Raw genomic sequence first — 21,983 nt, 5'->3', positions numbered from 1 at the left:
TTCAACGGTTACTGAGAATGATCCAAGTAAACCTGTTTGAGAGAAAAACCTTAAAAGCTTTATTCATGCCAGATAAAATACCCATAAAACAAAGGGAAGCTCAAATGAGCTTCCCTTTATGAAAATTATGGGACAGTAGTGCTCGAAAGAGTCCTTTTTTACTGCTTATGACTTTATTTAAAGAAATAACCTGTTTCAGGCGAGCTTGCATTTGCCATGCGTTTAAGTGGCATACGACCCGCTAAAAAGGCTTCACGACCGGCTTCGACTGCTTTTTTCATTGCAGATGCCATTAAAATCGGGTTTCGTGCAGCCGCAATCGCGGTATTCATGAGTACGCCGTCACAGCCGAGTTCCATGGCAATAGCAGCATCACTTGCTGTACCTACACCGGCATCGACCAATACAGGAACTTTGGCATTTTCCTTAATGATAGAAATAGTATGTGGATTCAAGATGCCTAAACCTGAGCCAATCAGGCTGCCTAAAGGCATAATTGCAACACAGCCCATACTCTCTAACTCTTGCGCCACAATCGGATCATCCGAGGTGTAGACCATAATTTCAAAGCCATCGTCAACTAAGATACGGGCAGCTTTTAAAGTTTCGGTAATGTTCGGATACAGCGTTTTTTCATCACCCAATACTTCTAGTTTAACCAGATTGTGACCATCCAGTAATTCACGGGCCAGCATACAGGTACGGATCGCACTGTTGGCATCAAAACAGCCGGCAGTGTTGGGTAAGATGGTATATTTTTCTGGTGGTACCACAGAAAGTAAATTCGGCTGATCAGGATGCTGACCAATATTTACACGGCGAATTGCGACCGTGACAATCTCTGCACCACTGGCTTGGATGGCTAAATCAGTTTCAGTTAAATCTTTATATTTACCTGTACCGACCAATAAGCGTGAATTAAAGGTACGAGAACCAATTATAAGCGGGGTATCTTCCATGGGAGCTCCGAATTAGCCGCCACCGACGGCATGAATAATTTCGATATGATCGTCAGCGCAAATCGGGGTATGTGCCAATTTACTTTTGGAAATGATCATTTCATTCTGTTCTACAGCAAAGCGTTTGCCTTCCAAGGCCAATTCTTGAATCAATTCTAATAAATTAGTACATGAGGTATTTTTTGTTTCACCATTTAGATAAATATGCATGGTCATCTCTCCCTGTTCCTTACTCTATCTTGCGTATTTTAATGCATTCCACACCAGTATCAGCCAACCTGCAATCATTAAAGCACCACCAATGGGTGTGATTACACCTAATACATGCGGTAAACCTAAGGCCATTATATAAAGTGAGCCGCAGAAAAATAAAATACCGAGTTGAATCAGAGTAAAACTGGCTTTAATAGGCAGTTGGGGAATAACTTTGCTGAGAATGGCGAGTGCCAAAAGGCCAAGGGCATGATAGAAAAAATAATCAGTTGCTATATGCCACCAAGCCAATTGAGCTTCGCTTGCATGTGCTTTTAAGCCGTGCGCGCCAAATGCACCCAGCATGACCGCAAGTACCAAGTTAAGGGCTGAAATTGCAATCCACATAAGCAATGATCACCTGAGTAAATTTGCGCTTAACTTAGCATATATTAAGGTTTATACGAAAGGCAAAAAGCAATAATACAAATGTCTGAATATAAAAAAAGAGCACGCAGCCCTTTCTTTAAAAATGAATAAAATAAGTCCAATAGCTTAGTTAGAAGACATTGCAACCTTGATTTTTTCCATTGCATTTTTTTCTAACTGACGAATACGTTCCGCAGACACATTATATTCAGCCGCCAATTCATGCAACGTTGATTTTTCATCATCTAGCCAACGACGCTGCAAAATGTTGCGTGAACGGTCATCAAGCTGATCCATTGCACTATGCAGGGCAGACGTACTTTGTTGCTCGTAGTCTTCTTCTTCAGCTAAACGTGCTGGATCGTAACGATTATCTTCTAAATATAAAGCCGGTGCGACATGCGTCGAGCCTTCATCATCATCATCACCCTGAGCTTCAAATGCTGCATCATAAGCGGTTAAACGCCCCTCCATTTCCAAGACTTGCTCTGGTGTCACATTTAAGTCATTGGCAATGGACTGAGCTTCCGCGAGCGTCAATTTTTTCGATGATTTCTTCAGGCTACGCAAATTAAAGAACAGCTTACGTTGTGCTTTGGTGGTCGCAATTTTAACAATACGCCAGTTACGAATTACATATTCATGGATTTCAGCTTTAATCCAATGCACGGCAAAAGAAACCAAACGCACACCCATATTGGGGTCAAAACGTTTAACTGCTTTCATTAGACCCAAGTTGCCTTCTTGAATTAGATCACCCTGTGGCAAACCATAGCCGGCATAACTACGTGCAATATGAACGACAAAACGCAAATGCGACATAACCAGCATTTTTGCAGCGTCTAAATCTTGGTCGTAATAATAGCGTTCGGCTAACTCTTTTTCTTGTTCAGCCGTTAAAATAGGAATCTGATTGACAGTACTGATATAAGCACCGAGATTTACCCCTGGTGCCGATAATGACAGGGGCATCAATTGATTGCTGCTGTCACTCATGTGTTCTCCTTCAGAATGGATGACATAACCACTTAAATTTATCTTAATCCAATATTTTTCTGAATTAAGGAATATTGGGTAGCGAAATGTAATTTTTTATGCAAATTTGAAAAGCTCTAGTTTAATTGAAAATAATTAAGATTCAATTAAGTAATGATATTCAGTATCAGATATTTTGGTCGTCCTGCATTTTAATTGATGCATGTGGCAATAACGCGTTACATCTTGCTGACTATGTGGATCCGAAGATTTCAATAAAAAAAGATGGCCTAATTTATTCTTGATCGCTCGCTTAAGCATTAATAATGGCATGGGGCAGGGCTTACCCATCGCATCTATGATAATCGCTGGATTGGCTAGATCATTCATCTCATTAAATTTCTGACAAAATTTTCTAAATGTTAGCAAATTTGGTGCCAAAGCTAAACGAAATTATATAATTTCAACAGAAAAAGTACCTATATAAATAGGGAAATAATTAGTAAAATAAAAGTCGATCAAAAGGAAAATTATTCAAAAAAAACAGTATGAATTGTTATAAACCCATGGTAAGCTCGTCGCGTATTCAGATTAATGACACACTTAATTTTGTCTTAAAGTTGAATACAGTAATGGATGTAACCGGGATTTTGTTAATAGTAATACAGAATGATTACAAGCTTAGAAATAATAAATATTTTTAAACCTTGTTTACTCTGCTGTTTGCAACACCGGGTGGTCCTTCTATTAAATACAATGAGGATTAACTTATGACAGCTCGTGAACAAGGCGTAGTTAAATGGTTCAACGACACTAAAGGCTTCGGCTTTATTCAACGTAACGGCGGCGATGATGTATTTGTTCATTTTCGCGCTATCCAAGGTGACGGTCACCGTTCACTTCGTGATGGCCAACGTGTTGAATTCAGCGTAGTTAAAGGTCAAAAAGGCTTCCAAGCTGAAGAAGTGCAACCTTTAGACTAATCGCCTGATTATTCATGAGAACGCCCCAATGTAATTTGGGGCGTTTTTGTTTATAATAGGCTACAATTTTCCTGATTATTAAGTTAGAGCACATTTATATGTCATCTGGTTTTGAAACCTTAAATTTACATCCGAAACTGAAACAAGCGATTGATGCTTTAGGTTTTAAAGAAATGACGCCGATTCAGGAAAAGGTTTTAAAATTTACTTTGGCTGGGCATGACGCCATTGGTCGTGCGCAGACGGGTACCGGGAAAACAGCCGCTTTCCTTGTTAGTGTGATTAATGACCTGCTGAATAATCCGATCAAAGAGCAACGCTTTCGTGGTGAGGCACGCGCCTTAATTCTTGCTCCAACAAGAGAATTAGCGTTACAAATTGAAAGTGATGCTAAAGATTTAACCAAGTTTACCGATTTGCATGTGGTTACTTTGTTGGGTGGTGTTGATTTTGATAAGCAAAAAGCCCAACTGGATAAACAATTTGTCGATATTATCGTAGCAACACCGGGTCGTTTAATTGACTTTGTTGAACAAAAAGAAGTTTGGCTGGATCAAATTGAATTTTTAGTGATTGATGAAGCAGACCGTTTACTTGATATGGGCTTCATTCCATCGGTAAAACGAATTGTGCGTTATTCACCGCGTAAAGAACAGCGTCAAACCCTTATGTTCTCTGCAACCTTTAGTTATGATGTTTTAAACTTGGCACAGCAGTGGTTGTTTGAACCCATTACTGTTGAAATTGAGCCAGAAAAGAAAACCAATGCAGATGTTGAGCAACGCGTTTACATGGTTGCAAAAACAGATAAATATAAATTGTTGCAAGAAATTTTACGCGATGAGCCGATTGAAAAAGTCATGATTTTTGCCAATCGTCGTGACCAGGTGCGTAAACTTTATGACCATTTAAAAAGAGATGGTTATAAAGTGGTGATGTTGTCGGGTGAGATTGCACAAGATAAGCGTACCAAAATGCTCGATCAATTTAAAAATGGTCAACATAATATTATGATTGCAACCGATGTCGCTGGTCGTGGTATTCATGTAGATGGCGTTTCACATGTTATAAACTTTACTTTACCTGAACAATCAGATGATTATGTACACCGTATTGGCCGTACTGGTCGCGCGGGTGCGCAAGGTGTAAGTATTAGTTTCTTGTCGGAAGATGATGCGTTCTATCTTCCAGAAATTGAAAAAGCCATTGGTCAAAAATTACCTTTAACCCGTATGGAAGGTTATTGTTAATTTGAGATTAAATCAGATGTAAAAGAAAAACCGCTTTCAAAAGCGGCTTTTCTTTTATGCTTAGAATCTCATGTCTTATTGATGTAATAACATAAACTTACCATTCAGATATTTTAATTTGCTCGGCAAGTAAAGGTTAAAACTGTTTGGTAGTCGTCATCACGAGCTAAACTGCCACGATTCCCTGTCAAAGTGCCCAGAACACTAGTTGCAGCTTGAATCAATTGTCCAGTTTCCTCATCAACAACGCCTTTTAAAGCACCGTTGTATTCAGTTTTTTCATCAATCACAACAGGGGTGGCTTTTTTACCGCAAGCATTGTTGGCAGCAGTAATGGCATTGTTTTTAGAAATGAGATTACTTTTACCTACACCGGTCACTTCATACTGGTTATTTTGTTTTTGAATGGCTAATGAAGTGGTGGGATTGGAGGCACATGCAGTTAAGACAAGAGCAACTGCTACTGTAGAAGAGAGTGCAAAAATTTTATTCATCTTTTTCCCCTTGATTCGTTTTAAAAAAGAATAAAAGTATTTGAACATAACTTTTTAGATGCATTTTGAAAGGCTTGTATGAAATATGCAGTTTTATAGGGGTTCTCTGTGACTGCTGAATAGGCAAAGATAGAAGTGAGTGAAGGGTATTGTTTAATTAATCTAGAGTATCTGAATAAGAATATGCTAATCTTGATAAAATATTTTAGTACACAGATATAGAAGTTAATGACTGATTCAGCGGTAGATATGGTTCATTTAAATATTCATCAACGTCAGTCGATTGGCCATTTAGTCGAGCCTGCACCAAATGCAGCGCAGTTGGAAAAAGCTTTTCAAGCCGCACTGACTGCACCGGATCATCACCGTTTAAAGCCAACCCATTTTGTGGTTATTCCTAGTGACCAGCGTGAAGCTTTTGGTGAATTGCTGTCTAAAGCTCTGGCGGATTTGGGCGAAACTGATCCGGTGCAGTTGGATCGTGTCAAAAACCATCCATTTCGTGCGCCACTTTTGGTTCTTGCCTTAACAAAATTTCAGTCACATCCAAAAGTTCCCAATTTTGAACAAACCTTAAGTACCGGTGCGGCAATACAAAATTTTTTGTTGTCATTACAAATTCAGGGTTTTTCAAGCATATGGCGCAGCGGTGCGGTAATTGAGTCAAATTTATTCAAACAGGCTTTAGGTCTTGCAGAAGATGATTTAATTTCTGGAATTATTTATATTGGAACTGCAGCAAAAGCAATTCCAGCACGTACAGAAATAAATATACAAAATTATGTGAGTTATTGGAATAAATAACTTTATGAAATATTGAGTCATTAAATATTGAGTCGAGATATAAAAAGAATGTCAGAGTTGAAATTTTCAGATCTTGTTGAACCTGTTGTGGTTAACCATAAGACAGCTTTAAGAATAACGGTTTTAGGTGGTGGTAGTTTTGGCACTGCAATGGCCAATACGGCAGTGCGTAATGGGTGCGATACCATGATCTGGATTCGTGATGCCGCCGCTGCCGCTGATATGAATGCTACACATATCAATAAACGCTATCTGCCAGATTTTCCGCTAGAACCCAATCTGCTGGCTGTATCAGACCTGAAACAAGCGGTACGCAATCGCGATATTATTTTAGTGGCGATTCCGAGTCATTCCTTTCGTGAAGTGCTGCAGCAAATTAAACCTTTTATCACGTCGCAGGCGGTCATCTCACTGACCAAAGGAATAGAAGCACTGACCTTTAGTTTTATGAGCGATATTATTCGTGAAGAATTGCCAGAAGTGCCTTATGGTGTACTTTCTGGACCGAACCTGGCCAAGGAAATTATGGCGGGTCAGCCCGCAGGAACAGTGATTGCTAGTCATTCTGAATTGGTGCGTTATGCAGTACAACAAGCTTTACACAGTGCCTTGTTCCGTGTTTTTGCTAGTGATGATGTAAATGGCGTAGAGCTGGGTGGTGCATTAAAAAATATCTATGCCGTGGCGATGGGCATGGCCGCAGCATACAACGTTGGCGAAAATACCAAAAGTATGATTTTGACCCGTGCACTGGCAGAGATGAGCCGGTTTGCTGTAACGCTGGGCGCTAATCCATTAACTTTCCTGGGGCTTTCTGGAGTCGGTGATTTATTTGCAACCTGTAATAGTCCACTCAGCCGCAACTATCAGGTGGGTTATGCACTCGGTAAAGGCAAGACGTTAGAGCAGGCGACCACTGAGCTGGGGCAAACGGCAGAAGGAATCAATACCATTGTACAGGTCAAGGCGCGTTCTGAGGAACTGGGGGTGTATATGCCGATTACCAAAGCTTTGTACGAGGTGATTTTTGAGGCTGCACCGCCACTGACTATTGCATTATCATTAATGAAAAATGGTCATCGCAGTGATGTTGAATTCGTTTTACCACACCATGAAGTATAATTATTAAAATATTTGAATAGATAAGCGCTGTCATAAAGCTGGGTTATAATTACTGCATATTAAGAATAAGGAAATTTTATGCTACTCACTTTAGTCCGTCATGGTGAAGCTTCTCCTGCGGTCAATGGAAATGATGACAAACGCCCATTAACCAGGCGAGGACATAAGCAGGCACAACAAACTGCAGAATATTTAAAGGGCATGATCAAGCCGGATGTATTTGTGGTGAGTCCTTTGTTGCGTGCTCAAGAAACCTTGGCGCATCTGCAGCATTATTTTAGTGATGTGCCTGTGCTGGTGTGTAATAAGATTAAACCTGAAGATGACGCGAAATCTGCAGTTGAGTGGCTGTCGCAGTTGCCTTATGAGTCAATTGTAGTGGTGTGCCATATGAATGTAGTGGCGCACATTTCATCATTATTGACATCCGAGTTGTTCAATCCTTATGCTCTGGCTGAAGCACGTATTTACGAGCAAGCAGTGATTGCAGCGGGCTTATCAACACAGTTAAAAAGTTTTATTCCTAACCTATAAAATATTAATTAAAATGGCAGAAAAACATTAATGTTGTATTTATGGATGCCTGAAGCCAATGGGGTTTGGCAATGGTCGACTGGAGAGGGCTGGTATCCAGCTTCTAGTCTTGAGCATTTGATTCAAGAGACGCAAGCCTATCATGGGGAAGAAGCCGTCGTGTTTTTTCCAAGTCGGGATGCACAAATGCTGCAACTGACTTTAGTCAAATCACAATATAAAAAATTGGGTGTGGACGGAATTAAGTATCTATTAGAAGAATTTGTGGTTTTGCCCATTGATTCAATGAAAGTGTTACATCACTTTCAAAACCCAGATCAGTTGTTCATTTTGGGGGTCGCAAATAGCACTGTGGAAATGCTGCAAAATGCCTTGAGCTTGATTCCAGTCAAAGTCATTTCATTGTTGCCAGATTTTCTGATTTTACCTATTCCTGAAGCAGGTCAAACCGTCATTGCCAATGTATCCGGGCGTTTATTGGCACGTGAAAATGAATTCTTGGGAAATTCGGTTGATGATTTAGCCTTGTTTCTGGATTATCAGCCGCAAGGGCGGCGTTATAAAATTAGCAATTTTACTGCTGAACAAATGCAAAGCCTTGAAGCGATGGTCACGCATGAGCAGATTGAATCTTTTCATTATGCATTACCTGTCTTTAAAAAAGCCAAAGCTCATCCTTTTAATATCCTGCCCAAGGCGAAAAACAGTACCGGTGTAGCCGGGTATTGGAAAGCATGTGCAGCTATGTTGCTCGCTGCGTTAATGGTGCAGTTTATTTATGATGCAACACGCTGGTACAAATATAAAAAAGTAGCAGATCAGACTGCAGTACAAGCGATTGATCAGTATAAATACTGGTTTGGGCAGAGTAGCCGTGTCACTGAACAGAATTTAAAAAGTCAGTTTGAAAGTCATGTACGTTTGAATAAAAGTGCCAATACTCAAGCCTTGCAGTTACTTAGTCGGGTGGGGCCAATTTTAATGCAAAATCAAATTGTGGCCAACCGTCTCAACTACGAAACTTCCGTTTTAAATATGGAACTTAAAGCCAATTCTGCGACTGCATTACAAGCTTTAACACAACAACTGAATCAGCAAGGTTTTAAAGTTGAATTAGGTAATATTCAGCCGAATGGCACGGGTGCAATTGGATTGGTGAAAATACAATAATGAACACATCAGAAAAACTGCAAAGCTCGGTTGATCAATTTATAGAAAGGATGACCGATTATTTAGATCGGCTGTCTGTACGTGAACGCTATATGGTTATTTTTACCACCATTTTTGTTCTGGTGGCAGCCGTTGGATCGGCACTTTGGTTTATGCATGCAGCAGCGAACAAACAGCAAAACCGGGTCAATGATTTAAAAGACATGATGGTCTGGATGCAAAGTAATGCAGTGATCATGAAAGCGGCTGATGATTTGCAGTTAAGTACGGCAGATAAGGTACAACGTGTTGCCCAGCAGCAAGGGTTGTCGGTTGCATCACAACAGGCAGGTGAGCAAATTCAAATTGTGGCATCGCATGAAAATTACGCCATTTTGGCAAATTTTTTAACCCAACTCGCCCAAATGGGACTAAGTCTTGAAAAAATAGAATTAATTTCTGAGGCGGGCCAGATTAAATTAACAGCGACAGTGCAATAATGGGTAAAAATAAAGACCTGCTAAGCATGGTGTTTTCTATGGGCTATGCCTATAATATGGCGACTTAAAAAGCAGTAGACTTTTACAGATATGTTGTATTCTCTTGCCCGCCCTTTGTTGTTTTCTTTAGCACCAGAGCGTGCACATGAGCTGACACTATCGTTATTGAAATCAGCTCATCGCGTGGGCATGATGCGTCAAAGCCTTGTCTCTAAACCAGTCACTTGTATGGGGATTCAATTTCCTAATCCAGTAGGTTTAGCAGCCGGCCTAGACAAAAATGGCGCTTATATTGATGCCCTGGCTGGACTGGGGTTTGGTTTTATTGAAATTGGAACCATTACCCCGCGTCCACAAGCGGGTAATCCGCACCCCCGTTTATTCCGTTTACCTGAAGCCAAAGCTATTATTAACCGTATGGGTTTTAATAATGACGGGGTAGACAAACTCATTGAAAATGTTAAAGCTGCAAAATTCAAGGGCATCTTGGGTATTAATATTGGTAAAAATGCCGATACTCCCGTTGAAAATGCAGTGGATGATTATCTGATCTGTCTGGAAAAAGTTTATAACTACGCCTCTTATATCACTGTTAATATTTCATCACCGAATACCAAAAACTTGCGTAGCCTGCAAAGCGGTGATGCGTTGACTGAATTGTTAGGAACGTTAAGAAAGCGTCAACTTGAACTGGCTGAAGAACATCAGCATTATGTACCTTTAGTGCTGAAAGTTGCCCCAGATTTAACGGCTGAAGATATCAAATTTATTGCAAAGCAATTGATCCAGTTTAAAATTGATGGTTTGATTGTAACGAATACTACTTTGTCACGTGAAGGCGTGGAAAATCTCAAGCATGGTAATGAAGCGGGTGGCCTGTCTGGTGCGCCAGTCTTTGAAAAAAGTACCGCTTGTCTTGCAGCATTTTCAAAAGCATTGAAAGGAAAGATTTCCCTGATTGGTGTCGGCGGTATTTTGTCAGGTGAGCAGGCAGTTGCAAAACAGGCTGCTGGTGCAAGCCTGGTACAAATTTATAGCGGTCTCATATATACGGGCCCAACACTGGTTAAAGATTGTGTTGATGCGCTAAATAGACCATGAATACACTGGATATCTTCATACTGATTATTTTGCTCATTGGAGGGCTAAACGGTTTGCGACAAGGATTGGTTTCAGCCTTTGCGAACTTGGTAGGATGGATTTTTGCACTGATCATCGGTGCAAAATATGCAACCATTCTGGCACCTTCGATGGTCTCACTCAGTGCAGATCCGGTAGTACAAAAAATTGCAGCTTTTGCATTTATTGTATTGGTCATGGTGGTTTTAACCTGGATGGTTACCGCATTACTCAACAAGATCTTAAAGAGTCTAAAACTTGGCCCTCTCAACAGATTGGCAGGCGGTGCTTTTGGCTCTTTAAAGGGCTTAATGATTGTACTTATTACCATGCAGGGCATTGGTCCTTGGGTGGAAAGTTCTCCGCACTGGAAACAGTCTAAATTCGTACAGCTTCTGATCCCTTATGCGCCATGGGCAGCTGCGCTTTCCAAAGAAGCCGCGCATGGAGCACTCAATCATATCAAGTCCGATGAAGGTGCTCCGACATCTTCCGACTCATCGTCTGATAAAACGCCAAAGCATGCAGCGCGTACAGATGAATCAACAAATAATCCTTTTTATTAATCCTAGCTTGTTTGCGAGGTTGCTATGTGTGGAGTAGTTGGTATAGCTGGTAAATCACCTGTTAACCAAATGTTGTTTGATGCATTAACGATGTTACAGCATCGTGGTCAGGATGCAGCCGGAATAGTAACTTGTCATGAAGGGCGTTTGTTCCTGCGTAAAGACAACGGCATGGTGCGAGACGTCTTTCATACGCGTCACATGCGTGCACTGCTAGGTAATTACGGTATTGGTCATGTGCGTTATCCAACGGCAGGTTCTTCAAGCAGTGCAGAAGCACAGCCATTTTATGTGAACTCGCCTTATGGGATTACCTTGGCGCATAATGGTAACTTGACTAACGCTGAAGAAATTCACGATGATTTGTTTAAAACAGATCTTCGTCATATGAATACTGATTCAGATTCTGAAGTGCTTTTAAATGTTTTTGCACATGAAATGCAAAAAAGTGGCAAGTTGAATCCTACTGCAGAAGATGTTTTCCAGGTGGTTTCACGTGTACATGATCGCTGTAAGGGTGCTTATGGTGTTGTGGCAATGATCACCGGACATGGTCTGGTGGGCTTTCGTGATCCAAACGGTATTCGTCCACTGATTTACGGTTCGCGTGAAACTGAAAAAGGCATGGAATATATTATTGCTTCTGAATCGGTGGCAATTACTGCTTTAGGCTTTAAAGTTGAGCGTGATATTGAACCGGGTGAAGCCATCTTCATTACTTCAGAAGGCGAAATGTTTACCAAGCAATGTGCGGAAAATCCTGAATATCGTCCTTGTATCTTTGAATATGTGTATTTTGCGCGTCCAGACGCAATCATAGATGGTATTTCAGTCTATAAAGCACGTTTGAAGATGGGTGAAAAGCTCGCATATAAGATTTCGCGTGAATGGGGAGAAGAACACGATATTGATGTGGTAATTCCAATTCCAGATACGTCGCGTACTTCAGCTTTAGAGCTTGCCAATATTCTGGGTGTTAAATTCCGTGAAGGTTTTATGAAGAACCGTTATATCGGACGTACCTTCATTATGCCGGGTCAGCAACAGCGTGAAAAATCAGTTCGCCAAAAATTGAACCCAGTTGAACTGGAGTTTAAAGGCAAAAATGTTTTACTGGTGGATGACTCGATTGTCCGTGGTACGACCTGTAATGAGATTATTCAGATGGCACGTGATGCCGGAGCAAAGAAAGTATTCTTTGCTTCAGCTGCACCGATGGTGAAATATCCAAACGTGTACGGGATTGATATGCCTGCGAAAGATGAACTGATTGCATCAGGTCGTAGTGTTGAAGAAATTCGTGAAATTATTGGTGCTGACCGTTTGATTTTCCAAGATCTGGAAGATTTAAAAGGAGCTGTGCGTACAAGTAAAGTGCCTACATTACAAGAATTTGATTGTTCAGTTTTTGATGGTGTATATGTAGCAGGCGGAATTGATGCAGCTTATTTAGATGAGCTTGAGCGTAAACGCAATGATTCTGCTAAAAAAGCCGTTGGTGGTTATATTGATGTCAATATTGATGCTGCCTCGGTGGATCTTACAGGGGTGAAAGAAGAATAAAATTCTTCTTAATTCTATGAAAAGCGGGAATTTCCCGCTTTTTTAATTTATGATGTTTAAACAAAATACAATGTAATAAAGGATCTTCACATTGAAGAGTGCGGGTTATTCTTTTATACAAAACAAAAATATAGTTTGGTCTGCCAGTGTTTGCATGCTTGCAGTCGTACTTACGTTGTTTAGTTTAAATACCATCACCGGTTTGCTCGTGTTTTACCTTAATCCTACCCAGTCTATTTTTTGGCATACTTTAAGCCCTTATCTTATTCTGCTGCTGCTGAGCGTGATGGCGATTTCAGTTCTGTACGAGTTTTATGTATTTCGGGCAGGTGGGCATTCGTTGGCACAACAGTTGGGTGCGCGTCGCTTAAGCTTAATCGAAAGTATTCCTGAAGAAAGCGTTGCTCTTAAAATCACTGAACAATTAGCAGATGGCTTTTTAATTGAAACTCCAACCGTATATGTGCTTCCCGGTGAAGTAGGCGTAAATGCAATGACCGCAGGTTTTTATCCGCGTGATATTGTCATTATTTTGACTTGGGGTGCATTGCAGAATCTAGATGAATTAGAGCTCTATGGTTTGTTAAGTCACGAGTTTAATAAGATTTTATCGGGTGAAACGGCAGAAAATACCCGTCTAAAAATCCTTTACAGTAGCCTGACCACATTTAGCCAATGGGGCAGTAAAATTGCCAAACTGGGGTTTACCAAGCATGGTCAATCCCGTACACATAAATTTGCGACTTTTTTTGTTGCGATAGGTGGAGTGATTTGGCTGATTGGAAGTTTGGGTATTTTGATTACCCGATTTATTAAATATATTTCATTGGGTGGACGGGCATTTAAAAATGATCAAAAAACCAGGCGATTGATTCAAAACGATGCCAATGTGCAAACTTTATTGAGAATTTATGTGCATCATTCCGGCTCACAAATTCACAGTGAATATGCCGAATCAATTGCTCATATGTGTTTTGCAAATTCTCTAAGTCCGCAAAACTGGATGAATATCCATCCGAGTATTGAGCAACGTATTTATGAGCTCAATCCAGGTTTGGTGCAGGATTTACAGCTTGAAAATTTAAAAAAAATACGTAATCAGCCGCTCTTTAGTTTGTTCCGGTCACTGGATGAAGTGAATAGTGAAATATATTCACCGTGGAGTTCACCACAACCATTACCATTACTGCGGTTATCACCGATTAGTTTTGCCATTAATGATGCGATTAAACCTTTAAATCCAGAAATTCGCAATAATATACGGCGCCCTGAGCTGATCCAGCGGGCATTGCAGACCGCCACAGGTTCACGGGAAGTGATGGTGTCGATTTTAATGATTCGACAGTATCGTGAATTTATTCCTGCAGATGCGGAAATCAGTCGGGCAATTGTCGATTCATTACTCAATTTAGACGGTCGGGTCCATATCTCTATTTTTTATGATGCGTGTAAAAATATTGGCGCAATGCCTGCCACGATTGCGCGGCAGTTTTTAATGAAATTGGCGCGCATTATTCAAGAAGATGGTGAAATCGGTCTGCTGGATGCCTTGCTGCTTGAATATGTGAAATTTGAATTGAATCTTCTTCCATTACATACACCGACTTCCCTGGAAGAAATTAAACCGAATATCGTACGTTTGATTGATGCTTTATTGCACGTACAGCAAATTAACAGTCTGAATCAGCTGGATGTGCGTGAAAAAATTCTCAAGCGTGTATTAACAGCCAAAGAATTAGAGATGTATAGGGAAATCTCGGATGAGCCAATCGATTTGGCGGAAATCCTGAATGATATTGCAGGTTTGCTTCTGCGTGATCGTTTAAGTATCTTGGGTATTGCTGAACTGTGCTTGTGGAATGATCGTATTATTACCCAAGATGAACTGGATGTTTTGCAATTACTTTATTGGCGTTTTGGTTTTGAAACGAATGAAATTATTGAAGAAATGCAGAAAAAAAACAGTTTGATGATTGTATAAAAAGCTGCGATAGAATTATAGATGAGTAATGATTAAACTAATCTTTAATAAAAGATCAGCAAAAGGCAACTAATCTCGTTAGAATACTCAACATTCAATGGGTGATGAAAAAAGATGATAGGGCATCAGCGCGACATACTGGCAACATTAGGAATTGATATCTGGGTTCCTAAGGGTGCTGCATGTCAAAATATGCGGTCCTCATCCATTTGGCGAGATCAAGAAGCTGCCCCCGAATATCAGACTGAAATAGTAGTGGCGAAAGCTCAGTCACCCAAAGTGCCAGGAGTAAAAGTTGAGCAGCTTAAAGCGCTTGATCGGCCAGAACAGTTAGCAACACCTGTAATAACGGTAAAAGAAGTTCAAGCTGAAGTTGTGCCTCAAGTGATTGAAGAGCGGCCTGCACTACACATTGCAACTTTCCAATTGCAGGCTTTTGGTTTGCCACATTGCGTCATTGTGACTGATGCAACTGAACTGAGCGCTGCGCAACAACAATTGTGGAATAATATTCAGCAAGCCCTTCAAGCGGAATATTATGAATTGCAGTGGCCATTTCCTTTAATAAATTTCCAGGATGGACGCGGCGCAGAAAGTTATGTGCAAGGTTTTGTAGATGCCATTAGTGCGGATAAAAATATTATTTTTTTAGGGCAATTCACTTATTTTAATCATTCAAAAAGTATGCATTTAGCAAGCTTGCAAGAGATGCTGGATCAGCCCTTATTAAAAAAACGATTATGGCAATTTATGCAAAAAACCAATCAGAATATGGATGTTACATGAAGAAAGTGGTGGTTTTTAGTCAGTTAGATTCAGATGTATTGCAACGTTTACAAGCTCAATATCAGGTTGAAGTCATTAATCCAAAATTGGGTGATATTAATGAGCAGATCCGTGAACAGGTCAAAGATGCAGATGGAATGATTGGTGCTGGGCGCCTACTGAATAAAAATAATTTGTTCACAGCACAACAACTTAAAATTATTTCCAGTGTCAGCGTTGGATATGACAATTACGATCTGGCTTATTTAAATCAGAAAAAAATCTGGTTATCCAATACCCCTCATGTGCTCACAGAAACCACAGCCGATTTGGCTTTTACGCTATTGATGAGTGCTGCACGTAAAGTTCCCTCTCTGAATCAATGGACCAAGCGAGGTCAATGGAAACATACCGTAGCTGAAGCACAATTTGGACGCGATATTTTTGGTAAAACCTTGGGGATTGTTGGTTTAGGTAATATTGGTGCTGCTATCGCGCGTCGTGGCTTTTATGGCTTTAATATGAACATTCTTTATCATAATCGCCGTGAAAAACTGGAATTGGCACAGCCTTTAAATGCACGATATTGCGGTCTGGATGAATTATTACGACAGTCAGATTTTGTCGTGGTCGCTGTTGATTTAAATCCCGAATCTAAAGCCTTGATCGGTCAGCATGAGTTTGATCAAATGCAGCCGCATGCGGTGTTTGTGAATATTGCCCGTGGTTCTGTGATAGATGAACAGGCCTTAATTGAAACCTTAAAAGCAGGCAAGATTTTTGCTGCCGGGTTGGATGTCTATGCAAAAGAGCCTTTACAGGAATCAGAGCTTTTTAATTTAGAGAATGTTGTAACTTTGCCACATGTGGGTTCTGCGACTGCAGAAACACGTAAAAAAATGGTTGAACTGGCGTATCGTAATTTGGTCGATGCACTGGAAGGGCGAACACCACCTTATGTGGTGAATGCTTCATTTTCTTAAAATTTGATAACACTTCATTGCAAATTCCTCAAATTTTCAATGTTATAGTTGGATAAATTGAAAAAAAGCAGTTTGAGAATATAACATTGAAACGGTTTCTATTAGCTTGCAGTATTGGTTTGGTCTCAATTATGGGGCCGACACACAGTGCTAATGTGAATTCTATACCCCAGTTTAATGTTCCTGAAATCGGCAGTGGTATCGGTTTAATTGACCAACAAAAAGAAAAAATGATTGGCGAAAAAGTATTTCGTGAAGTTCAAAAGAAAATGCCTGTGCTGCAAAATCCATGGTTGGAAGATCAATTGGGCAGTGTATTTTCTAATATTTTAAGTCAAACCCAGCTTGGGCAGCCTATAGGCCTGGTTATTATCAATGACCCTCAAATCAATGCTTTTGCTGTGCCTGGCGGGCTGTTTGCCATTAACACTGGAATGGTGATTTCTGCTCGAAATATGGATGAAGTGGCGGGCGTTATGGCGCATGAAGTTGCACATGTATCGCAACGTCATTACAGCCGCTCACAAGAAGCTTTTAAGGGGCAGGGCTTGCTGACTTTGGCAGGGATTTTGGTGGGTGCTTTGATTGCTTCGCAAGCAGATGGTGATGTAGGTACAGCCGTGATGTTGGGTTCACAAGCTGCATTAATGGATAAGCAGTTGAATTACAGCCGTAACCAGGAACGTGAAGCTGATCGGATTGGTATGCAATATATGTATACTGCCGGTTATAGCCCGCAAAGTATGGCTGACTTTTTTGAAGTAATGGACCGGGCGATGAGTAAAGTCAGTTTTTTGCCTGACTTTTGGTTAACCCATCCACTGAGTACGGAGCGGATGAGTGAAGCACGTTTACGCGCCAACCAGTTTCCGAGAGTGAAATCAAGTTTACATGATGAAGATTTTGAAATACTGAAATGGTACAGCAGGGTAATTTCAAATCAGACTACCGAACAACAGTTACAGATTTTGGCCAATCGTAATAATTTTGCAGGGCAGTTGGCTTTATCCACTTTTTATCTCAAACAAGGCGACTATGTTTTAGCCCAGCAAGTTTTAGATCAGGCAAAGGCACAGCAGCGCTTAAATAATTTGATGGTGCTTATTCAAACTGACATTTATCTGGGGCAAAACAAAACCGATGAAGCGTATAAAGCGATTCAGTCTGCTGCACGAATTATGCCTGAAAACCGGGCTTTGGCCTTTAAACTGGCTGAGGTGCTGATTCGTCAAAAACAGGCCGCTCAAGCACAAAACTTGATTCAGCGTTTCATCAATAAAAATCCTCGTGATATCCAGGCTTGGCGCTTGATGCAACAAGCAGAGAATATTGATCAGCAGTCATCTTTTAGAACTGTCAATGTACTGCGTTATCGTGCAGAAGTAGAATATTGGTCGGGCTTGGAAGAAAATGCAATCAAGTCGCTATTGCATGCGCAGCGCTTGGTTAAAAATAATGAAACATTATCTGCAAAATTAAAGATGCGAATTAATGAAATGCAAAAAGAACGACAGCTCAGAATTTAATTCAATCTTGTTATTTAGTAAGGATAATAAAAATAAGGAGTTAATTATGTTAAAAGGACAATGCTTGTGTAGCGCGGTAACTTACCGTTACCATGGAGAAATTGGAAAAACTATTATATGTTACTGCAAAGACTGTCAAATGGCTCAAGGTTCGATCTTTGGCTGGAACAGTCCTTTGCAGAAATCAAAATTTGAAATTACGAGTGGGATTAAATTTCTAAAAGAATATTTTCATACTCCAGATAAGGCACGTGTATTTTGCCAAGAGTGCGGTAGTCCAATTTATTCTTATCGGGTAGATTTGCCTGAAATTATTCGGTTGCGCTTGGGAACGGTCACTTCAAGTAAATTACCACCCCCTACAGAGCAAGCTTATATTCAATATAAACCTTGTTTTTTGCATATTGATGAATAAAATCTGCATCTAGAAAATTTATGTATATGATACTCTTGGGTGTATCTGTATTTCTAACAATTAACAGTATTGATTTGAATGATGAAAAAAATATTATTGTCGTGTCTTTTAATGGGGTGTGGGACGATATCAAATGTTGCTCTGGCAAGTATTGAGCAATACGTATTATCTGTGGAAAAAATTTCTGAAAAGTATAGGCAGGACACCAGAAATTTTTTTAGTAGCCTAGATGCGCAGCAAACCAGTTTTACACCGCAACAGCATGTTCAATTCTGTGGAATCGTGGCTAATTACGTGGAACAGTTGTATCAAGCAGCAGATCGAAACCGGGATTCTTTAGCTCGTCAATTTAGACAGATGACCAAGCAAGACGTAATTCATCAAGTGATGGCATCAAAAGAAATGCTGATATTGAAAAAATATAATATTCAGTGTGATCTGAAATAAGAAGGGAATACGCCTGAACTGTCTTTAAATAAAGGCAGTTCAACGTTAAATCAAGAATTATATAGAAATGGGATTATGCAAGTTTGGCTTTAATTTTAGCTGACACTTGTGCAGGATCGGCGCGCCCGGCTATGAGCGGACGCAGAGAATTCATCACCTTACCCATATCTTTCATGCTAGTAGCTTCCTGAGCAGAAATAGTCTGCGCAATGATAGAATCAAGCTCTTCCTCAGTCATAGCTGCTGGTAGAAATTGAGACAAAATCTCAAGTTCGGCTTGTTCTTTACTAGCTAAGTCTTGTCGATTAGCGCCTTCAAAGGCTTTAATCGAATCTTTACGTTGTTTGATTTGCTTTTCAATGACCGCAAGAACTTGAACATCGTCAAGCTCTTTGCGCTCATCGATTTCGATTTGCTTAATTGCTGCCTGAAGACCACGTATTACCGTTAACTTCGACATTTCTTTGGCACGCATAGTTGCTTTCAAAACGTCGGTTATTTGGTTTTTTAAAGTAGTCATTTATCTTGTCCAGGCAGTCAATCACAAATTAATCTTAGTAAAGGCGAGTAGTACGTACAGATTCACGCGCCAATTTCTTTTGGTAGCGTTTAACTGCAGCAGCTTTTTTACGTTTACGTTCTTGAGTTGGTTTTTCGTAGAATTCGCGTTTACGAACGTCTGCTAAAACACCAGCTTTTTCGCATGAACGTTTGAAACGACGGATAGCTACGTCTACTGGTTCGCCTTCTTTCAATTTAACTTGTGGCATGAAGAATCCTCATAAGTTATGGATAAGATCTAGGCACGATTGCCTGAGATCACAAGTGAAGGACAGTATTTTACTCATTTACATCTCATATCACAAGTCTATAATAGCTTTAGCAATATTTAGATACGGGTAAAAGGCAGTTTAATGATCGTTCTTGGCTTAGAAACTTCTTGTGATGAAACTGGGTTAGCACTCTATGACAGTGAAGTCGGCTTGATAGGACAGGTGTTATATAGTCAGATTAAACTGCATGCAGAATATGGTGGTGTTGTTCCGGAACTGGCTTCACGTGATCATGTTAGAAAATTAATTCCTTTAATTAATCAGTTGCTTGAACAAAGTTGTATCAAAAAATCTCAAATTGATGCGATTGCATATACCCGTGGTCCCGGTCTGATGGGTGCATTGATGACGGGTGCATTATTCGGTCGTACCCTGGCATTTGCCTTAAATAAACCGGCAATTGGTGTACATCATATGGAAGGCCATATGCTTGCACCTTTATTATCGGCGACACCACCTGAGTTTCCGTTTGTCGCTTTATTGGTCTCTGGTGGCCATACTCAGCTCATGGCAGCGCATGGGATTGGTCAGTATGAATTGCTGGGTGAATCAATTGATGATGCAGCGGGTGAGGCTTTTGATAAAGTGGCTAAAATGATGGGTCTAGCCTATCCGGGTGGACCCAATATTTCAAAATTAGCGCAGCAAGGGAGTGTAACAGCCTTTGATTTTCCACGTCCGATGTTGCATCAAGGTCTGGACTTTTCTTTTAGCGGCTTAAAAACAGCAGTTTCTATTCAATTAAAAAAAGTTGAAGGTCAAAACCGTGAAGCTGATATTGCTGCATCCTTCCAAGAAGCATTGGTTGATACCTTAGTGAAAAAATCGGTTAAAGCGCTTAAACAAACAGGTTTAAAACGTTTGGTGATTGCAGGCGGTGTCAGTGCTAACAAACGTTTACGCGAACGCTTGGAAGCAGATTTAGCAAAAATTCAAGCGCAAGTGTATTATGCCGAACCTGCTTTATGTACCGATAATGGTGCAATGATTGCCTTTGCAGGTTATCAACGTTTAAAAGCAGGACAGTGTGATGGTTTATCAGTGACAACAACTCCACGTTGGCCGATGACAGAATTAAGCAATCCTACAGAAGCATAAGTTTTAATTATTTTAAAAGGGGCGGAATGCCTCTTTTTTTATTTTAATGAGGGCGAATTTTTCAAAAATAATTAGCTATCTCCATACTTACAGCATTAAATATTATATTTAGGATTAGTTTTACTAAATACTGGAAAGATCTTTTAAATTAGATCATGAAAAGTCATTATTTCGTGATCATAAATATAGACCTACTTGGATGAATCATAAAAATCTCGGAAGTTTTAAAGAAGCTGGACAAGCTGTGTTGCAGTATCTATACCAACGCTTCGGATTCAATTTATGGATGATTACCCGAGTAGAAGCTAAAGACTGGATTGTGCTTCAGAGTGAGGATCATGGCTATGATGTTAAGCCTGGACAGGTATTTCAGTGGGCAGATTCTTTTTGCTCTCATATGGTTGCCGGCAAAGCACCTAAAATTGCGCCTCGTTCAGAAGATATTCCTTTATATGCAACTGCACCCATCAATCAACAAGTTAGTATCAAGTCCTATATTGGTCAGCCTCTGTTTAATGAAGATGGCAGCCTGTTTGGTACCCTTTGTGCCATTGATCCGCAAACAAAATCAGAAGCCATTATTCAGGAGGTCGAATTAATTGAATTATTCGGTAACTTATTAAGTAATATTCTGCAAGCTGAACTACGTCAAAATGAACAGATTCGTCAGCGTGAGCGCTTAGAAGCGGAAGCTTTAAGAGATGGATTAACCGGACTCTACAACCGTCGAGCTTGGGAGCGATTGATAAGTAGAGAAGAAGAACGTTGTAAGCGTTACGGCCATCCCGCTGCAGTTTTTTTTCTCGACTTGAATGATTTAAAAAAAGTGAACGATAACTTGGGACATGATAAAGGGGATGACTTGATTCAGCAGGCTGCTCATGTATTGCGTGACATTGCACGCAGCAACGATATTGTGGCGCGTTTCGGTGGTGATGAGTTTGTAATTCTAAGTATAGAAAATGATGAGATGGGCGCAAACCAACTTTTAAATCGGATTAGGGAAGCTTTGGCACAAGCGAAAATATGCGCAGCGATAGGAGTTGCTATGCGACATCCTACACATGGGTTATTTAAAGCGGTTATAGATGCTGATAAAAAGATGTTTGAACATAAATGTCAAATAAAGACTGAATATCCTAAAATCTAGAGAAATATTAGGGTCTGTTGACATTTGTTGCTTAAAAAAATAGCGAGGTAGTAAAATTAAATCGCCAAACCCAATTTTACTCTCGCTATGCCTCGTACAATGCTGAATAATCAACACTGGTCTAAGTTACTTTCTATTTTCCGAAA

26 protein-coding genes and 1 pseudogene are annotated in these 21,983 nt (G+C 40.2%); 19 read left to right on the top strand and 8 right to left on the bottom strand.

Annotation, left to right across the window (positions count from 1 at the left end; all coding sequences use genetic code 11):
* Window positions 1-122, top strand: a pseudogene (locus ACKI4H_RS02945) (IS4 family transposase); the annotation flags it as partial.
* Between the two features lie 51 nt (window positions 123-173).
* Here the strand turns inward: ACKI4H_RS02945 and ACKI4H_RS02940 are convergent.
* The 5 genes from ACKI4H_RS02940 to ACKI4H_RS02920 all read right to left on the bottom strand — a co-directional run bounded on the left by ACKI4H_RS02940 (window position 174) and on the right by ACKI4H_RS02920 (window position 2,945).
* A complete protein-coding gene (locus ACKI4H_RS02940) occupies window positions 174-959 on the bottom strand; it encodes a thiazole synthase (protein ID WP_407303795.1) in 786 nt (261 codons plus the stop codon).
* Between the two features lie 12 nt (window positions 960-971).
* Entirely contained in the window at window positions 972-1,169 is a 198-nt protein-coding gene (gene thiS / locus ACKI4H_RS02935; protein WP_407303799.1) for a sulfur carrier protein ThiS, read from the bottom strand.
* 24 nt (window positions 1,170-1,193) lie between these two features.
* Complete coding sequence (locus tag ACKI4H_RS02930; protein ID WP_407303792.1) at window positions 1,194-1,559, bottom strand: DUF423 domain-containing protein; 366 nt, start codon at window positions 1,557-1,559, stop codon at window positions 1,194-1,196.
* A 147-nt stretch (window positions 1,560-1,706) separates the two neighbouring features.
* Window positions 1,707-2,576: an RNA polymerase sigma factor RpoH gene (gene rpoH / locus ACKI4H_RS02925; protein WP_407303789.1), complete on the bottom strand. Its 870-nt coding sequence runs from the start codon at window positions 2,574-2,576 to the stop codon at window positions 1,707-1,709.
* A 135-nt stretch (window positions 2,577-2,711) separates the two neighbouring features.
* Complete coding sequence (locus ACKI4H_RS02920) at window positions 2,712-2,945, bottom strand: sulfurtransferase TusA family protein (protein WP_407303788.1); 234 nt, start codon at window positions 2,943-2,945, stop codon at window positions 2,712-2,714.
* A 380-nt stretch (window positions 2,946-3,325) separates the two neighbouring features.
* On the opposite strand from ACKI4H_RS02920, the gene ACKI4H_RS02915 reads away from it, so the two are divergent.
* The gene (locus ACKI4H_RS02915; RefSeq protein WP_004648643.1) at window positions 3,326-3,538 is read left to right on the top strand and encodes a cold-shock protein; all 213 of its coding nucleotides are present in this window, start codon (window positions 3,326-3,328) and stop codon (window positions 3,536-3,538) included.
* Between the two features lie 98 nt (window positions 3,539-3,636).
* A complete protein-coding gene (rhlB, locus tag ACKI4H_RS02910) occupies window positions 3,637-4,788 on the top strand; it encodes an ATP-dependent RNA helicase RhlB (RefSeq protein WP_407303784.1) in 1,152 nt (383 codons plus the stop codon).
* A gap of 113 nt (window positions 4,789-4,901) precedes the next feature.
* On the opposite strand, the gene ACKI4H_RS02905 is transcribed toward rhlB, so the two are convergent.
* On the bottom strand, window positions 4,902-5,282 hold the full coding sequence (locus ACKI4H_RS02905; RefSeq protein ID WP_407303782.1) for a hypothetical protein: 381 nt from the start codon (window positions 5,280-5,282) through the stop codon (window positions 4,902-4,904).
* A gap of 228 nt (window positions 5,283-5,510) precedes the next feature.
* On the opposite strand from ACKI4H_RS02905, the gene ACKI4H_RS02900 reads away from it, so the two are divergent.
* The 14 genes from ACKI4H_RS02900 (at window position 5,511) to ACKI4H_RS02835 (ending at window position 18,756) form a co-directional block, all read left to right on the top strand.
* The gene (locus tag ACKI4H_RS02900) at window positions 5,511-6,086 is read left to right on the top strand and encodes a nitroreductase (protein ID WP_407303780.1); all 576 of its coding nucleotides are present in this window, start codon (window positions 5,511-5,513) and stop codon (window positions 6,084-6,086) included.
* Between the two features lie 48 nt (window positions 6,087-6,134).
* On the top strand, window positions 6,135-7,208 hold the full coding sequence (locus ACKI4H_RS02895) for an NAD(P)H-dependent glycerol-3-phosphate dehydrogenase (RefSeq protein ID WP_407303779.1): 1,074 nt from the start codon (window positions 6,135-6,137) through the stop codon (window positions 7,206-7,208).
* Between the two features lie 78 nt (window positions 7,209-7,286).
* Window positions 7,287-7,742 carry a SixA phosphatase family protein gene (locus ACKI4H_RS02890; RefSeq protein WP_407303776.1) on the top strand — a complete coding sequence of 152 codons (456 nt, stop codon included), beginning with the start codon at window positions 7,287-7,289 and terminating at the stop codon, window positions 7,740-7,742.
* Between the two features lie 30 nt (window positions 7,743-7,772).
* Window positions 7,773-8,912: a type II secretion system protein GspL gene (gene gspL / locus ACKI4H_RS02885; RefSeq protein ID WP_407303774.1), complete on the top strand. Its 1,140-nt coding sequence runs from the start codon at window positions 7,773-7,775 to the stop codon at window positions 8,910-8,912.
* The gene (gene gspM / locus ACKI4H_RS02880; protein WP_407303772.1) at window positions 8,912-9,391 is read left to right on the top strand and encodes a type II secretion system protein GspM; all 480 of its coding nucleotides are present in this window, start codon (window positions 8,912-8,914) and stop codon (window positions 9,389-9,391) included. Before gspL ends, gspM begins: the two co-directional genes overlap by 1 nt.
* A 90-nt stretch (window positions 9,392-9,481) precedes the next feature.
* Entirely contained in the window at window positions 9,482-10,492 is a 1,011-nt protein-coding gene (locus ACKI4H_RS02875) for a quinone-dependent dihydroorotate dehydrogenase (RefSeq protein WP_407303771.1), read from the top strand.
* Entirely contained in the window at window positions 10,489-11,076 is a 588-nt protein-coding gene (locus ACKI4H_RS02870; RefSeq protein WP_407303769.1) for a CvpA family protein, read from the top strand. The genes ACKI4H_RS02875 and ACKI4H_RS02870 overlap by 4 nt, the downstream gene beginning before the upstream one ends.
* A 24-nt stretch (window positions 11,077-11,100) precedes the next feature.
* Window positions 11,101-12,639 (top strand): amidophosphoribosyltransferase, encoded by a 1,539-nt coding sequence (gene purF / locus ACKI4H_RS02865; protein WP_407303768.1) that lies wholly within the window; start codon window positions 11,101-11,103, stop codon window positions 12,637-12,639.
* Window positions 12,640-12,793: 154 nt separating this feature from the next.
* The gene (locus tag ACKI4H_RS02860) at window positions 12,794-14,620 is read left to right on the top strand and encodes a M48 family metalloprotease (RefSeq protein ID WP_407303766.1); all 1,827 of its coding nucleotides are present in this window, start codon (window positions 12,794-12,796) and stop codon (window positions 14,618-14,620) included.
* 114 nt (window positions 14,621-14,734) lie between these two features.
* Window positions 14,735-15,406 carry a hypothetical protein gene (locus tag ACKI4H_RS02855; protein WP_407303765.1) on the top strand — a complete coding sequence of 224 codons (672 nt, stop codon included), beginning with the start codon at window positions 14,735-14,737 and terminating at the stop codon, window positions 15,404-15,406.
* Window positions 15,403-16,368 carry a 2-hydroxyacid dehydrogenase gene (locus ACKI4H_RS02850; protein ID WP_407303764.1) on the top strand — a complete coding sequence of 322 codons (966 nt, stop codon included), beginning with the start codon at window positions 15,403-15,405 and terminating at the stop codon, window positions 16,366-16,368. The genes ACKI4H_RS02855 and ACKI4H_RS02850 overlap by 4 nt, the downstream gene beginning before the upstream one ends.
* A gap of 86 nt (window positions 16,369-16,454) precedes the next feature.
* Window positions 16,455-17,894 (top strand): M48 family metalloprotease, encoded by a 1,440-nt coding sequence (locus ACKI4H_RS02845; protein WP_407303763.1) that lies wholly within the window; start codon window positions 16,455-16,457, stop codon window positions 17,892-17,894.
* Window positions 17,895-17,940: 46 nt separating this feature from the next.
* Window positions 17,941-18,309 carry a GFA family protein gene (locus ACKI4H_RS02840; protein ID WP_407303762.1) on the top strand — a complete coding sequence of 123 codons (369 nt, stop codon included), beginning with the start codon at window positions 17,941-17,943 and terminating at the stop codon, window positions 18,307-18,309.
* Between the two features lie 81 nt (window positions 18,310-18,390).
* Window positions 18,391-18,756: a hypothetical protein gene (locus ACKI4H_RS02835; RefSeq protein ID WP_407303797.1), complete on the top strand. Its 366-nt coding sequence runs from the start codon at window positions 18,391-18,393 to the stop codon at window positions 18,754-18,756.
* A 73-nt stretch (window positions 18,757-18,829) separates the two neighbouring features.
* On the opposite strand, the gene ACKI4H_RS02830 is transcribed toward ACKI4H_RS02835, so the two are convergent.
* Both ACKI4H_RS02830 and rpsU read right to left on the bottom strand, forming a co-directional pair.
* Window positions 18,830-19,276 (bottom strand): GatB/YqeY domain-containing protein, encoded by a 447-nt coding sequence (locus ACKI4H_RS02830; protein ID WP_067864208.1) that lies wholly within the window; start codon window positions 19,274-19,276, stop codon window positions 18,830-18,832.
* 34 nt (window positions 19,277-19,310) lie between these two features.
* The gene (gene rpsU, locus ACKI4H_RS02825; protein WP_001136722.1) at window positions 19,311-19,526 is read right to left on the bottom strand and encodes a 30S ribosomal protein S21; all 216 of its coding nucleotides are present in this window, start codon (window positions 19,524-19,526) and stop codon (window positions 19,311-19,313) included.
* A gap of 144 nt (window positions 19,527-19,670) precedes the next feature.
* On the opposite strand from rpsU, the gene tsaD reads away from it, so the two are divergent.
* The gene (gene tsaD, locus ACKI4H_RS02820; protein WP_407303760.1) at window positions 19,671-20,687 is read left to right on the top strand and encodes a tRNA (adenosine(37)-N6)-threonylcarbamoyltransferase complex transferase subunit TsaD; all 1,017 of its coding nucleotides are present in this window, start codon (window positions 19,671-19,673) and stop codon (window positions 20,685-20,687) included.
* Window positions 20,688-20,886: 199 nt separating this feature from the next.
* Complete coding sequence (locus ACKI4H_RS02815; protein ID WP_407303758.1) at window positions 20,887-21,837, top strand: diguanylate cyclase; 951 nt, start codon at window positions 20,887-20,889, stop codon at window positions 21,835-21,837.
* The last annotated feature ends 146 nt before the right edge of the window (window positions 21,838-21,983 follow it).

The organism is Acinetobacter sp. (assembly GCF_045628685.1).
Taxonomy (GTDB): Bacteria; Pseudomonadota; Gammaproteobacteria; order Pseudomonadales; family Moraxellaceae; genus Acinetobacter.
This window is presented reverse-complemented; position numbering and strand designations above follow the sequence as displayed.